The following is a 13,356-nucleotide window of genomic DNA, read 5'->3' as shown; positions in this document are numbered from 1 at the left end:
CCGGCGCTGATCATCGTCGGAACCGTGGTGCGCCTGCAGCAGAAACTCGACTGGTTCAAACCAGCACGATGAATCGACGGATCGGGCGGGAAGCGCCCGCCTACCCGCAGCGTGTTATACTTCAATACTTTGCGCGCATGTGCTGTTCTGGATGGTGCCGAGAGGGGGAATCGAATAATACGCTTAACCCATTGCAAACAGGCCATTTACCCGATTTGCATTTCATAGTTACCCCGAAAGTTACCCCACTTTTTGGGGTCGTTGCCCGGTTCACGGTAGCCGGGCGGTTCAGCACCCACAGGCTTGCAGAGTCGCGCCACAGCGACCGATCCGCGCATATGCTTACAAGCAGATCTCTTCCGCATCGCCGTTTTCCGTCAGTCCGCCATCCGCGCCGAATGCCGGACTGTAGGTCCATCCGTAGTCGTTGCTGCCGTAGATTTCGTCCGCCTTCGCCTCGACGGTTGCATGGTCGGCGCCGGTGACGGTGGCTACGTGGGCGCGGTCTTCGAGACTATACAGGTACAGTGCGGGCATGTTGTTCTCCTAGTCTTGGCTTGGGACGTTCCCAGAATTCAGTCTAGCTTAGTTCGTCGCCCGCTGGCGTGCAGAATCGCGCCACAGCGAACGATCCATCGTCCGGCCGTACCCTCGCCTACTCGCGCCACCGAAACCCGCCAACGCATCATCGGGAAGATTGCCAAAGGCATTGCGCAGTGCAGCGCAGAGCAGTGCAAGCATTTTTCACGCCAGACTCAGTACATACTGGCTGAACGTCAGTCTATGCTTGGCGTGGATCGTTTCATGCTTATGGTTGCTACTGGCATTGTGCGGTGCAGCTATCCAACGGCAGCAGCGAAGCGATTTCGGGGGCGTCGGCTCACCGTATCCGGGCGTGGTGCCAGGTCGGCGTCGTATCGCCCCCTGGCAAGGGGGGAGAAAAGGAAGTGAAACGCTCCAAGGAAATAAGCGCGGCCGGATTCCTATCGCCGCGACTGCGGCCCGGTGCCATCCCATGATCCCAAAACATTCCCGGCGCGCTATGGGTGCGGCTCTCTCGCGCGTCAGGCCTCTACGAAAATTGTGGTCAGCCTGGATGCGGCCCGCTGAGAACTTCCCGATACGCTTCGGCGAGCGATCCGCCGTGCGTGCGGCACCAGGATTTTGCGGTCTGCAGCAGCGCGTCGGCCTCGGCGCCACAGCGATGCATCGAAGCAATCGTCAGCGCGGCGTCTTGCGCGGGCAAGCCGCGCTGCTGCACCAGTGCGCGGACAGCGGCCATGAACGGCCGAAGCCCTGGCCCGGCCGGCGCTGAAATTGCGGTCCGATCCAGCGGCGCGGAAGGCTGGCGATCTCCGGCGGGCACGCGCGAAGGCCGGCACGCCATTTCCGTGCGCGGCGACGAAACGCGGCCACGGATCAACCCGCGCGCTTCTGCCCGGCAAAAGGCGCTTTCGATTTCTGATTGGGTTGCCTCTCTGCCGCTGGCCGGGGGCGCAGATGGCGTTTTGGGCGGTGCGGCGGGCCCAGGGCTTTGCACTGGAGTGGCGGCGTACCGGATCAGCCCTCGCGCTTCAGCTCGGCAAAAGGCGGCCTCGATTTCGGGAGGAAGCGTCATCAGCGAATACTCCGGAAGGGTTGAATCGCCGGGGCTTTTTCGCCGGTGTCGCGCCAGGTCGGCCGCAGGTCGACCGTCAAGTTCAGGCCAGATCGCCGCAGGCTGGCGATCGCGGCAAGCACGTCGGCGCCTCTCGTCAGCGCGATGAGTTCGTCAGCCGCCTGGATCTCGTCAGCATGCGCTTCGGGAATTGGTTTGCCGTCCAGGCGCAGCTCGGTGGCAGTTAAAGCCAGGCGGATTGCTTGGGACAATTTCATAGCAAGACTCCAGCGGCAGCGGCAGACCGGCGCAACTCTTCGCGCGCCTCGGTGGCTTTGGATAGGCGGCGCTCCGCTTCGGCGATCAGCTTCGGGCGGTCCGCAATCGGCGGCCCGGACTCCGGCCATTCGACTTGATCGAGGAAGTGCTGCACACCCGCCAGGATCTCGTGTTCCAACAGTGCGCAAACCGCGACCTCCACGCTTTGCGGCGTCGCGGCCTGATCTGGACGGCAAGCCGTCAAAATCGATACGCGAGGCTCGACGTGACGCAGATCCCCAGCCACTTCTTGCGGGTGATTCTGCAGGTAGCGCAGGCTTTCTGCCAGCAGGGCGCGGCCTTTGGTGGCGCGGCTGGCCACCACGCTGGAAAGCAACTTCCGAATGTCATCCAGAGGCACGGGCGCCTTGCGCAGGCGATCCAGCGCGGCCTGTTCGTCGGCAATGGATTTTTCGACGGTGGCAAGGTCTAGTTTCAATCCGGAAATCGCGTCTTTCACTCGGGAAAAAATGCTGTGGTCTTGACTCATTTTGGATCTCTGAAGGGGTGAGAATCCGTACTTTGCCATGCCTCGCCGGCCATTTTAAGGCCGGGAGTGGCCAACGCCCGGCGCACTGTCCTCGTTGAGCAGTTGTTCCTTCGTGCAACTTCCGCACGAGCCATGCCGGTCTGGACATCGCGCCAGATGGCTTCGTATAGATCGCGGGTTGCCCGCTTGGCACCGACATAGGCACGGCAACCGGCATACTCTTGGCGAAATCGCCGCTCGATTTCGATCAAGTCGGAGTCGGTTGCTCGCCCGCCATTTTGCAAGAGCACCGCTTTCACGTTTCGCAGGACGGCGGTCAGCAGATCCACTGCGCGGTAGTCGGTCACGGCAGCCATTCTCGGTCTAGCCAACAAGTTCCGACTGGCCATCGGTCGCCTCGTCGTCGGCCGCTCGGTCGCAGCCGGCCGGGGCGGCCTCGATGATGTCTTCCAAGCGGAGGGCAGCCGCGATGTTGCGGGCTCGGGCGATTTCGGCGGCGATCAGGGAAATTTCGGCGGCGGTGAGTCTGGCCACCCGGCGCTTGATCATGCCGGGGATGCCGTCGAGGATGCCGGCCACCTTGCTGCCGGCTCGGGCCAGCACTTGCTCGATGAGAATGACCGGCGCCAGTTCCCGGCGAGTGACGGCGTTGGCCAGGTCGATCCGCTCACGCTGAGAACGCGCCAGCATCGCCCGTTCGCTGGCCAGGTCCAGATCGCCACTGCCGGCACGCCCGGCAGCGATTTCTCGAAGATGCCGGATGTACGCCACTCGAATGTCATCGAGGGTCGATTCATTCCAATCGATTCCCAGGCGTCGAAGCATGTCTCCCGCTGCCGCCTGAGACATGGCCAAGTGCTCACCGATCTCAGTTTGAGTCAATGGCATGATGTAAAACTCCTTTGCAAATGATTCTCATCTAGCGACAAACCGCGACGTTTCGGACTCGTGGTTGGATGGTTGGCGGAAGGACCCGCCCAACTGTCAATCGCCGGCTAAGGTGCTCACCTAAGATGCTCATTGAGCAACTTAGGCGGAAGCCAGTATTCATGCGGGTTTCCGCTAAGTTGCTCAACGTGGGTAAGGGTGTGAGCAACTTGAGCACCTTAGCCGCCGAAAATCTAAGGTGCTCACACCCATGAGCAGCTTGAGCAACTTAGCTACAACCCTTGCTAGTAGTAGTGTGTAGCTAAGTTGCTCAATGAGCATCTTAGGTGAGCACCTTAGGCAATCAGTGAGCATCTTAGACAGCTTATTCATTTGGCATCAGCGGCATTTGGTCGGGTTCCTTCCCTGCCGGCAAAGACCATACCCATTCCCCGCCTGACGCCGTACCGCCGGTGCGCTTTGGCTTGATGCCGATCGCGGCTTGAGCACGGCGGATGGTGGCCCACGAGTAACCGGCATCCTTGGCGTGGCGCTTGACGTCATCCGATTTCACGGGCCCACAGGCCAGGACTTCGCCTAGCCATTCTTCTGCCGCGTCAGCCAGGGTAGTTTCGTGGTCGGCTTCCTCGGGACGCCCCAGCGCCTCGTCGGCAGAAATCGAAACGGCCGCATCCTCCCAGGCGACGAATGGCACGCCCTCGGTTTCGCGGATGGCATAAGCCATTCCATTTGCATCGCTGGCCAGATTGTTCTTGAGGGGAAGAAACAGCCGCCGGTCCGGGTCGCCCTTGTCTCGCGTGACCAGAAACGCAGCGCGCGCCGCCGCAACGAAGGCTAGGCTGCCGGTCGCCCGGTAAAGCGCCGAACCGCCGGCGCCTTTGTTCAAGTGGGTTACGGCCACGATCGCTGCGCCGATGTCTCGCGCCAGCTCTGAAAGGGGCGCCAGCAGCCCGCGAACTTCGGCGTTGTTGTGACTGTCCGCCCCGTCCATGTAGGCGCTCACGGGATCAATCACGATCAAACGGCAACTGGAAAGCGACCGCACCGCCTCAACGATCGCGGCCAGATCGCTTTTCAAGCTCAACAGGCGACGCTCGGGATTGCCTTTGGTGTCGATCGATTTTACCCCGGCAACGATGTACACCCGGAGCGGGTCTGCGCCCGCCGCATCCAGGCGCGGCCGGATGGTGTCGGCGGGGTCGTCCTCTGCCGAGACGAATAAGGTATCGCCCGTCGGACAAGCACCTCCTCCTGCAGGCCATCCGCGCCCGGTGGATACATGCGCGGCGAGACTGGCCGTCAACATGCTCTTGCCCAAACCAGGATCACCAGCAATGAGCGTCAGTTTCCCCAGCGCAATCTTCTGTGGCCATAGCCATTGAATCGGTTGCGGCGCAATGTCGGATGCACGTTGCAAGATGAGGCGGCTTCCCAGGTACTCCTCGGTATCCCCCGGCACATACAGGCTGGAAGCTGGCCCACGGCTCGCGCCCTTGCGCTTGGTTGGCTTCGGCCCGTCCGCATGGTGGGTTGCTATGGCCTCGGCAATTTGTGAAGCCACAGCGCCCGCGCCGGCCACCCGTGCCAGGTCGTTGAAATCGCTTCGATCAGTCATGGGCCATCCGATCGAAAGAAGGAACAGCCAGCGCCGCGCCAACGGCCAGCGCCGCGCGCCGTGCGGCCGTCACGCCCGGATTGCCCGGCGTCTGCGCGTCGTCGTCTGCCGCGACGCACATCGCCAGGCCGGGAAACTTGGCCCGTAGCGCCCTCGCGACGGGTTCCAGGTTGTGGCAATCGAATGCAACCGCGGTCGCGTGTCCGGTGGCCGCGAAAACTGTGGCGCCGGTCGCATAACCCTCACAAAGGCAAAGCACCCCGCGAGGAATGCCAATCGCGTGATAGCACGCGCGTTTGCGCCCGCCGGTCAGGAAGGTCTTCCGCCCGTCCGCTGCGACGAATTGCAGCGTATGCAGCGTGCCCTCGGTATCTCTCGCTGGGATGACCAACTGTCCACGCAAGTCCCGAATGCCGAACGCGCCGACGCCTTTTTGCACCAGGTAGGGATGTGATCCAAAGGCCGGTTTCGCACGCAGCCAGAGCCGCGCGGCTCGTTCCCGAGCATCGGCATGCACCCGCGCCTGCTCGGCGTCCCGTGCCACCCGCGCGGCAGCTCGGCGCTTCGCCAGCACTTCGCGTTCTGCGTCGGTGAGTCTGTCCTGCCGCGCAGGACGCCAGACGTAGGTCTGGCCAGTGCGCCAGGAACCGAAGACCGCATGCGCCGGCTCTGTGAAATCGGCCACGTACCACCCATTCAGGTTGCCGGCTTTGTCGGCCTCCACGCGGAACCGATGCAGCCGACTGTCCGCGACCACCTCCAGTCGGAGCGTCCCCAGGCCAGCCGCCTGTAGTGCAGCCAGGAATTCGGATGAACTCATTGCGTGGCCTCCTCGCTGTCAGAGTAGGAATCGACTGCGGCCAGGACGGCCTCGCGGTCGTCGCCACCCCGCTGGTATCTCGCGAAGCAAGCCCCGCAAAGGCCATACTGAAATGCCAGTGGAATAACCTGGCAGAGGGCCATGGGATACAGGCGAATGCTCTTTCTCCGCTTGCGAACGGCATTGAAGGGTTTTCGGCACGACGCGCATTCGGTCGCCGGCGTGCCCATGGGAACTTCCGTCGTCACGCCGCGCAACGCGGGCAGGAGGTCGGCAATGGTCTTGCCCGCTGGCACGCTGGCTATCCGATGAAGGCGGCTCATGAGTTACCTCCCTCATCGGCGCTCTCGTGCAGCGCATCGGCGCACACACTCAGGATGTGGGCCACTCCTCGGGCAGCGCTTTCGCTGGGGATGGTGTCGGCCGTAGCAATCGCCTCGAAGGCATCCACCAGAAAAAAGAGCACATCCCGAACCGCTTGCCGGGTATCCGGTCCGGGTTGGTCCAGCCTGCGGAGCGGGTTCATTGTGCACCGCCTTCCATCGTTTCTCTGCGCGTTTCCAGCGCAGAGACGACAAGCGCTTTTGCCATTTCAGACAGATAGACGATCGCCCAGCGGCCGCTATCGCTCATGCCGGCGCCGTCCACACCCAGGTCGACAGCCGCAGCCAGGAATGCGGCAGCGTGCTCAAGCATGGATTCGGTCGACAAGCCCTCAGCGACCGTAAATACAGCGGAAGGTCTGCCCGCAGCAGAGAAGAACGTCATCGGTGAAGGGTTCTCAGCCATGATTCGCCCCTTTCTTCGCCGTCGAGAAAAACCCGGACATGGCCTCCGGCAGACCGTCGGAAGCGCCGTACAGGGCATTCTGCACGGGATAGAGCGATTCCAGCAGCGCGCGCGTGCCGGCGTCTGTGGCGACCAGCTTGCTGGCGTTGATCGCGTCGAGCAGCACGAGGGCGATCTGGGCCAGGGCAGTAGCGCCTTCTGGCTCAAGGCGGGCGAGTTTTGCGGCGTAGGGGGATTGGCGCAGGCGGGCGCCGGGGATCTTGGGCATGGTGAGACTCCTACTAAGCGGTGACGTTTTCCGCCTTCCCCGACGCCAATCGAGGAGGGCAGGCCGTGCGGGTTGGCGTACCGATAGTAGGCACCGGCGCATCCGAAGATGCCCCGCACGGCTGCCCAAAACTGGGAGCCATGCAACGGACAAAAAAATACCGCACTTCGGCGGCTGTCCGCCTACTAATTCCGAGACGCCAATCTCGCATCGCTGATGCGCAGCGACAGGCGAATCATGCGCCGCCCGGCCGAAACCTGTCAAGTGTCGTTTGTCCCTCATACCGACGCAATCAGCGCGCGAATGTCTTCGACTCGCCAGGCGGTGACGCGAGGACCAAGTTTGACCGGCTGGGGGAAGCGCCCGGCCTTGACGCCAGCCCACCAGCAGCTTTTCTTGACGGGGATCAGCGGGGGAACGGGCGGTTTTGAATTGGGGTCGCCGAGGATCTGCTTCAGGCGAACGAAGCCGGTTTCGGGGAGCGTGCTAGACATGTTTGCCTTTCTCTGTCCGTTACTGGACGATGAACATGCCCTGCATTTGAAACGCTCTACCCTACTCCACCGCAAGTATCCCCCATCTACCAACTTAGCACAGGGTGTCGGTATAGGGTGGTCAATCCTGTTCTCGAATGGCCTTGTCCCTCCGGAGTCGATTCCATGCCTTGTCAAAAACGGCACGTGAAAACTTAAGATTCTGCCGTACCTTGGCTTTTACGCCCGGCATCCCCGCAGATTGTGGTGGAAGCTCGCATGCCGAGTAGCCGAGTTCAGCGATAACCCGCAGTATCTCTTGCTCTTGGAGTCGTTGCGCCGGAGTATAGGTTGTCGGGTTCTGGGTTGCGCCTGGCTTCGGTTTTTGCGATTCCGGCAGTTCATCTTGCAACAGCATCCCCGTGCTTCGGAGAGCGTCTATTGCGTCGGAGAGCAGAACAACCAGACAATGGTTGTCAAACGACAAGCTACCGGAGCGGTAGTCAGCAACATACTCCTCAGCGTCGATGTGGACATACATCCCCATCAGACTCTCTCGCAGGCGAAGCCTCCCGTTTCTCACGCATGCCAACAGCGCATTCTCGACCGGCTCTATTTCCTTCTTTTCGGAGATTTTTCTCAACAGCGCGCCAAATGAGCCGGGCACGACTGGCGCGTCTGGATCAGGACGCAGTATCGCTTCATTTCTGGCGCGAATGATGTTTAACCCATCGGCAATTGATCCGGTATTCCCGGGCTTTTGAAGCATCTTCGCGGCCCGTTGGGCGGCGAGTTCGATCGTCAATAGCATAGGCGCGCTCCTTCTGTGCGCTCCTTCGTTTGGGGTGCCGCGCCAGCCGGGTGAAGGGTCCCGGTTTTCGATTGGCCGATCTAGGCGCGGCAGTGCGCAGTGTATCCGGTCAGGCCGCCGTCGGGATGGCGACCACTTCGGCGCCGGCCTTGATCCCTTCGAGGTAATCCGCCCACTGGTTCATCATGGCGCGCCGCGCGTCAAGGAACTTGGTCCGGTTGTACGCGCCGCCCAAGGCATCCGGCACGGCGTGACCAAGCTGATGTTCAATCACCGCGGGGTCGATTCGCAGCTCTTCATGCAGGATCGTTCGTGCCATCGCCCGGAAGCCGTGCCCGGTGATTTCGGTCTTGGTGTCGTACCCCATTCGCCGCAACGCGGCGTTGATCGCTGCCGCGCTCATGGCCTTGTTGGGATCTCGGCCGGGAAAGACGTAGCGCCGGCCGCCGGTCAGCGGGTGCAGCTCGCGCAGGATCGCCACCGCTTGCGGGGCCAGTGGTACCAGGTGCTCGGTCCGCGTCTTGGTGATCAGATAGCGCCATTGGGCTTGGTCCAAGTCGACGCCGGACCATTCCGCTTGCCGCAACTCGCCAGGGCGAACGAACAGCAGTGGCGCGAGCCGCAAGGCGCATTGCACGACGAACGTACCCTCGAAGCCATCGATGGCGCGCAGCAGTTCAGCCGCGGCCTTCGGCGTCGTGGCGGCCGCGAAGTGGGTTTCCTTCGCCGCGGGAATCGCCCCCTTCAGATCCGGGCAGGGGTCGCGGTCGGCGCGGCCTGTAGCGATCGCGTACCGGAAGGCCTGGCTGATCTCACTGCGCACCCGGTGCGCCGTGTAGCGTGCTCCACGTTGATCGATGCGCCGCAGCACATTGAGCACGTCCGGGGCAGTGATTTCCGTAATCGGCTTTGCACCCAGCCAGGGAAAAACATCGTTTTCCAGCCTGGCCATGGTCTTGACATGCTGCGCCGGTTCGACCGTTCCCTTGCGCTGTTCGAGCCACTCCCGGCAGATTCGCTCGAAGCAGTTCTGTGCCAAGGCCAGAACGGCTGCCTTGCTGGCTCGCCGTTCTGCGCCGGGATCGATCCCTTGGGCAAGCAGTTTGCGCGCCGCCTCGCGCCTCGCCCGCGCTTCCTTGAGGCTCACGTCCGGAAAGACGCCGAACGACAGCAGATTTTCCTTGCCGGCAAAGGCGTACCGGAAGCGCCACCACCTTCCGCCAGAGGGTGTTACGATGAGAAACAGCCCGCGCTCGTCGTACAGCTTGACGGGCTTCTCGATGGGCTTGGCTTGGCGTATAGCCAGGTCGGTAAGGGTCATGCTAGGCTCCTGCGTCCGAGTTCGATACCGGCCCCAAGAGTTACCCCAGGCGAACCGGCACTTACCCCGAAAGTTACCCTAGTTTTGTGGCGGATGGTATTGGACAATGCTAATCATCAATGGACGAAAAGACAATAAAAAACCCGCACTTGGGCGGGTTCTTCGGACTGCTGCGGACTACCTGATGGTGCCGAGAGGGGGAATCGAACCCCCACGATGTTTCCACCGGCGGATTTTGAGTCCGCTGCGTCTACCGATTCCGCCATCTCGGCTTTGGCTCGCAACTCGCGAGCCGGAAGAGGCCCTGATTATCGCTGATTCTCCGGCAAGGAACAAGCAGACTCGACAACATTCGTTCCGCGCTGGCGCTCGCTCGACAACCCTCTGCAGACCCCACGCATGCTGACGCTCGACGATTTCGACTTCGATCTTCCCGGCGAACTGATCGCCCAGCACCCGACCGCAGAACGTACCGCCAGTCGTCTGTTGCAACTGGCCGACGGCACCATCCACGACCGCCGCTTCAGCGAGCTTCCGGAAATCGTCGATGCCGGCGATCTGCTGGTGTTCAACGATACGCGCGTGCTCCGCGCGCGCCTCTTTGGGCAGAAGGAAAGCGGCGGCCAGGTCGAGGTTCTGATCGAGCGCATCGTCGATGCTCGCCATGCCGTGGCAAAAATCCGCGCCAGCAAAGCGCCGAAGGCCGGCAGCCGCATCCTCCTCGAAAACGCCATCCTGCTGAGCGTACGCGGGCGTAGCGGTGAACAGCAGGAGTTCTTCGACCTGGAATTGCTGGAACCGGCCGGCGAAAGTGATCTCTGGAGCCTGCTCGATCGCCACGGCCGCTTGCCCTTGCCGCCCTACATCACGCACGCGGCCAGCGCTGCCGACGAAGCGCGCTATCAGACGGTTTTCGCCCGCCACCCCGGCGCCGTCGCTGCGCCCACTGCCGGCCTGCACTTCGACGAGGCGCTATTGACCGAACTCGCACAGCGCGGTGCCGAGATGGCCTGGCTGACGCTGCACGTCGGTGCCGGCACCTTTCAGCCGGTGCGAGTACAGCGCATCACCGATCACCGCATGCACGCCGAATGTTTCGAGATTCCGCCGGCGACGGTCGCCGCGATTGCCCGCACGCGTGCCCGCGGCGGCCAGGTCATCGCCGTCGGGACGACCAGCCTGCGTGCGCTCGAAGCGGCTGCGCAGCACGGCGAACTGCACGCCGGCGCGGCAGAAACCGACATCTTCATCACTCCAGGCTACCGCTTTCGCGTCGTCGACCGGCTGATCACCAACTTTCACCTCCCGAAATCGACACTGCTGATGCTCGTTTCGGCTTTCGCCGGCCTGGACGCCATCCGCGGCGCGTATCGGCACGCGATCAATCGGCGCTACCGCTTCTTCAGTTATGGTGACGCCATGCTGCTGCACCGCGACTGATTCAATCCACAGGCTCGCCCTACTCTTCTGAAACCGCTGCCATGCTCAAGAACTCCTTGAACAACTCCGCCATCGAGCAACTCGACAAGCACGGACTGACTCCCGACACGCACAAGGTGGCACTGGCCTGTGCACTGTTGTGGACCGCCCGTACACAGACCGACGTACACCGCCTGCTCGGCTTGAGTGGTCTGACCACCAGTACCGGAAGAGCGTTCACCTTCAACGATGTGAAGAGCGCGGTCGAGGAACTCAAGGACAAGAAACTGCTCGTCGCAGCGGCACGCCCCACCGCCTTCCAACTCGTGGACGCTTTGCGTGCGCCGCTCTACCGGCAGTTGCTCGAGACCCGTCCAGGGAAGTGCCTACCGGGGCTGGTCGCCGAACTCGATCGTTTCGACCCCACACGATCCAGCTACTACTGGCCCAGCAGCAGTCTTCCGACGACCATTGCCTATGTGCGAGCCAAGTTCTTTTCCGGCACAGCGAGCGAAGAGCTATCGGCGATCAGGCAACTGGTCGCACGTTCGATGGACTGGAACGTCATCCTCACTCAGGCCCTCCTGCTCGGCTTCGATGGCCCCAGTTTCGAGTACATCGATCCGGTCGAACGCTCGCGGCTCGCCTGCCGGGGCGTGGCATCGATATGCTTGAACTGGGCGCCGGATTTCAACCCGATCGCGGAGTGGGCCCTTGACCAGATCAGACGGCACCCCGACCAAGTGTCCAGTGATCTGCGTCCGGCGCTTGCTGAGCTGGCGTTGCAACGCAGTGACGCCGACCTGTTGCAGCAAGCGCTGCAGGGGCTTGACAACGGCTTCGCTGCCGCTATCCGGGCCGCAGCCCTGGTCGTCGATAGCCAGTGGGCAGCCGGACAGGCCGCCTTCGAGGCAGCGCTGAAGCAGCGCAAGGGCGAAATCGGTGGCAACAAACACCTGCTGCCCGAGAGTATCAGCTGGCTCTATCCACTCGCATTGCTCGCCCAGTCGACCCCGAAGCATCTGGAACTGGCGCGCAAGTTCTGCATTGGCGAAGCCGGCCAGCGCGACCCGAGTCCATTCACCGTATGGGGGCGCTGGGTCCATGCCATCGACGTTCGTCTCGGCAAGACGCCGATCATCCATGCCGCTTTCCAGCCAGTCCGCGACCAGGAACATCGCTGGGGACTGGATTCGTTGTGGGCCATTCTGCTCTCGGCCTGGCTGGGTAGCGAGACGATCGCTGCGCCAGGTACGCAGAATGCACAGCATACGGCCAGCGGCTGGCATGAGACGATCATGGCCCTGCGGCGAAAGCTGCTGAACTGTCATCTGAAATTGCCGAGCCGCATGCTGCGTGGCGCCGAAGAGCTACTTTCCGGACGCGATCCACCAACCGGCTATTTTGTTGCCGCTGCTGGCGAGCAATGGCGCGCGATTCTCGACGCCCTGCAATCGCTCGGCGGCGAGCAGACTGCTGCCGACGCCGGCAGTGAAACGACACGCCTGCTCTGGGCCATCGAGATCGGCAAGGAGGGTCAGTTGCTCGGCATCAAACCGCTCGAACAGAAGCGCGGTCAGCGCGGCTGGGGCCGACCACGCGCGCTGAGCCTCGTGAAAATCTTCGGCAACGAACATCTGCCGGCGTGGGATGCCAAGGTGGCGCGCGCGCTGCGCCCCGAGCGCGGTTACAGCAACCGCTATCGCATCGATCTGCCAACGGCGATCGTCGCCCTGGTGGGTCATCCGTGCATCGTCCTGGAGAACGCGCCGGAGCAGTTCGTCGAACTCAGCGAATCGCAGCCGGAGCTGGAACTGGTCCGTCAGGGCGAACACTTCGTGATGCGCATCGAGCCACCGTTGCGACCCGTCGTCGAAAGCACGTACCTCTATGTCGAGGACGCTGACATGCGTCGCGAGAACGAAGCGCTGCGCCTGCTCACGCTCGTCCAGGACGGCCCGCAGCGTCTCCGGCTGGTGCGTTTTTCGGCGGCGCAGCAGCAGGCCGCGCAGCTCGTCTCGAGGCGTGTTGCCATTCCCGCCAATGCGCCGGGAGCGCAGGCAGAAGTCGAAAAGACCTTGCGTGCGCTGTCCGGACGTTTCCAGGTACACGCCGACTCGGCACAGGCCTCCCGGCAGGTCGCCAGTGATTCACGCCTGCGTGCCGAACTCTCGCCGGTCGGCGAGTACCTGGCGCTGCGCCTGGTGGTGACACCGCTGGGCCCCGACGGCCCGCGACTGCCGGCGGGCAGCGGCCGGCTTCGCCTGATGAGCGTGCTCGGAGGCGAAAGCGTCGGCACCGAACGCGACCTCCAGAGCGAGCGCCAGCATCTCGAAGCGGTACTCGACGCCCTGCCCTTCCTCGACGGCAGCGACGGCATCAGCGAGTGGCTGATCGAAGACCCCGAGCAGGCACTCGGGGCGGTCGAAACGCTGCCGACATTGGCCGCGATTGCCGCGGTTGAATGGCCCAAGGGCAAGGCCGTTCGCGTCGTCAGCGTCGATACGCGGCAGCTCGGCGTCAGCGTCAGCCGCGAGCACGACTGGT

17 protein-coding genes, 1 tRNA gene and 1 pseudogene are annotated in these 13,356 nt (G+C 62.8%); 2 read left to right on the top strand and 17 right to left on the bottom strand.

Annotated elements, in window-relative coordinates; genetic code table 11:
• The 17 genes from Q1M07_RS14650 to Q1M07_RS14570 all read right to left on the bottom strand — a co-directional run.
• The coding region (locus Q1M07_RS14650) for a hypothetical protein (protein WP_300454645.1) at positions 1-206 on the bottom strand (206 nt) is incomplete at its 3' end.
• A 136-nt stretch (positions 207-342) separates the two neighbouring features.
• Complete coding sequence (locus Q1M07_RS14645) at positions 343-537, bottom strand: hypothetical protein (RefSeq protein ID WP_288129975.1); 195 nt, start codon at positions 535-537, stop codon at positions 343-345.
• 550 nt (positions 538-1,087) lie between these two features.
• The gene (locus Q1M07_RS14640) at positions 1,088-1,282 is read right to left on the bottom strand and encodes a hypothetical protein (protein WP_288129976.1); all 195 of its coding nucleotides are present in this window, start codon (positions 1,280-1,282) and stop codon (positions 1,088-1,090) included.
• Between the two features lie 335 nt (positions 1,283-1,617).
• Entirely contained in the window at positions 1,618-1,875 is a 258-nt protein-coding gene (locus Q1M07_RS14635) for a hypothetical protein (RefSeq protein WP_288129977.1), read from the bottom strand.
• Positions 1,872-2,375 carry a hypothetical protein gene (locus tag Q1M07_RS14630; RefSeq protein WP_288129978.1) on the bottom strand — a complete coding sequence of 168 codons (504 nt, stop codon included), beginning with the start codon at positions 2,373-2,375 and terminating at the stop codon, positions 1,872-1,874. The genes Q1M07_RS14635 and Q1M07_RS14630 overlap by 4 nt, the downstream gene beginning before the upstream one ends.
• Before the next feature lie 26 nt (positions 2,376-2,401).
• On the bottom strand, positions 2,402-2,752 hold the full coding sequence (locus Q1M07_RS14625; protein WP_300454644.1) for a hypothetical protein: 351 nt from the start codon (positions 2,750-2,752) through the stop codon (positions 2,402-2,404).
• Between the two features lie 16 nt (positions 2,753-2,768).
• Positions 2,769-3,293, bottom strand: coding sequence for a terminase small subunit (locus tag Q1M07_RS14620; protein WP_288129982.1), 525 nt, complete (start codon positions 3,291-3,293; stop codon positions 2,769-2,771).
• Positions 3,294-3,657: 364 nt separating this feature from the next.
• Positions 3,658-4,908, bottom strand: coding sequence for an AAA family ATPase (locus Q1M07_RS14615; protein ID WP_288129984.1), 1,251 nt, complete (start codon positions 4,906-4,908; stop codon positions 3,658-3,660).
• Positions 4,901-5,728, bottom strand: coding sequence for a hypothetical protein (locus tag Q1M07_RS14610; RefSeq protein ID WP_288129985.1), 828 nt, complete (start codon positions 5,726-5,728; stop codon positions 4,901-4,903). Before Q1M07_RS14610 ends, Q1M07_RS14615 begins: the two co-directional genes overlap by 8 nt.
• Entirely contained in the window at positions 5,725-6,051 is a 327-nt protein-coding gene (locus Q1M07_RS14605; protein ID WP_288129986.1) for a hypothetical protein, read from the bottom strand. Before Q1M07_RS14605 ends, Q1M07_RS14610 begins: the two co-directional genes overlap by 4 nt.
• Positions 6,048-6,254 (bottom strand): hypothetical protein, encoded by a 207-nt coding sequence (locus Q1M07_RS14600; RefSeq protein ID WP_288129987.1) that lies wholly within the window; start codon positions 6,252-6,254, stop codon positions 6,048-6,050. The genes Q1M07_RS14605 and Q1M07_RS14600 overlap by 4 nt, the downstream gene beginning before the upstream one ends.
• Positions 6,251-6,517, bottom strand: a complete 267-nt coding sequence (locus tag Q1M07_RS14595) for a DUF3077 domain-containing protein (RefSeq protein WP_288129989.1) — start codon at positions 6,515-6,517, stop codon at positions 6,251-6,253. Before Q1M07_RS14595 ends, Q1M07_RS14600 begins: the two co-directional genes overlap by 4 nt.
• A complete protein-coding gene (locus tag Q1M07_RS14590) occupies positions 6,510-6,785 on the bottom strand; it encodes a hypothetical protein (RefSeq protein ID WP_288129991.1) in 276 nt (91 codons plus the stop codon). Before Q1M07_RS14590 ends, Q1M07_RS14595 begins: the two co-directional genes overlap by 8 nt.
• A gap of 278 nt (positions 6,786-7,063) precedes the next feature.
• Positions 7,064-7,279 carry an AlpA family transcriptional regulator gene (locus Q1M07_RS14585; RefSeq protein ID WP_288129993.1) on the bottom strand — a complete coding sequence of 72 codons (216 nt, stop codon included), beginning with the start codon at positions 7,277-7,279 and terminating at the stop codon, positions 7,064-7,066.
• Positions 7,280-7,400: 121 nt separating this feature from the next.
• On the bottom strand, positions 7,401-8,069 hold the full coding sequence (locus tag Q1M07_RS14580) for a hypothetical protein (RefSeq protein ID WP_288129995.1): 669 nt from the start codon (positions 8,067-8,069) through the stop codon (positions 7,401-7,403).
• Positions 8,070-8,178: 109 nt separating this feature from the next.
• On the bottom strand, positions 8,179-9,390 hold the full coding sequence (locus tag Q1M07_RS14575; RefSeq protein ID WP_288129996.1) for an integrase arm-type DNA-binding domain-containing protein: 1,212 nt from the start codon (positions 9,388-9,390) through the stop codon (positions 8,179-8,181).
• Between the two features lie 185 nt (positions 9,391-9,575).
• Positions 9,576-9,662: transfer RNA gene (locus tag Q1M07_RS14570), tRNA-Leu, on the bottom strand.
• 127 nt (positions 9,663-9,789) lie between these two features.
• On the opposite strand from Q1M07_RS14570, the gene queA reads away from it, so the two are divergent.
• Complete coding sequence (gene queA / locus Q1M07_RS14565) at positions 9,790-10,830, top strand: tRNA preQ1(34) S-adenosylmethionine ribosyltransferase-isomerase QueA (RefSeq protein ID WP_288129997.1); 1,041 nt, start codon at positions 9,790-9,792, stop codon at positions 10,828-10,830.
• Between the two features lie 41 nt (positions 10,831-10,871).
• Positions 10,872-13,356, top strand: a pseudogene (locus Q1M07_RS14560) (hypothetical protein); the annotation flags it as partial.

This window comes from Accumulibacter sp. (assembly GCF_029255285.1).
Classification (GTDB): domain Bacteria; phylum Pseudomonadota; class Gammaproteobacteria; order Burkholderiales; family Rhodocyclaceae; genus Accumulibacter.
This window is presented reverse-complemented; position numbering and strand designations above follow the sequence as displayed.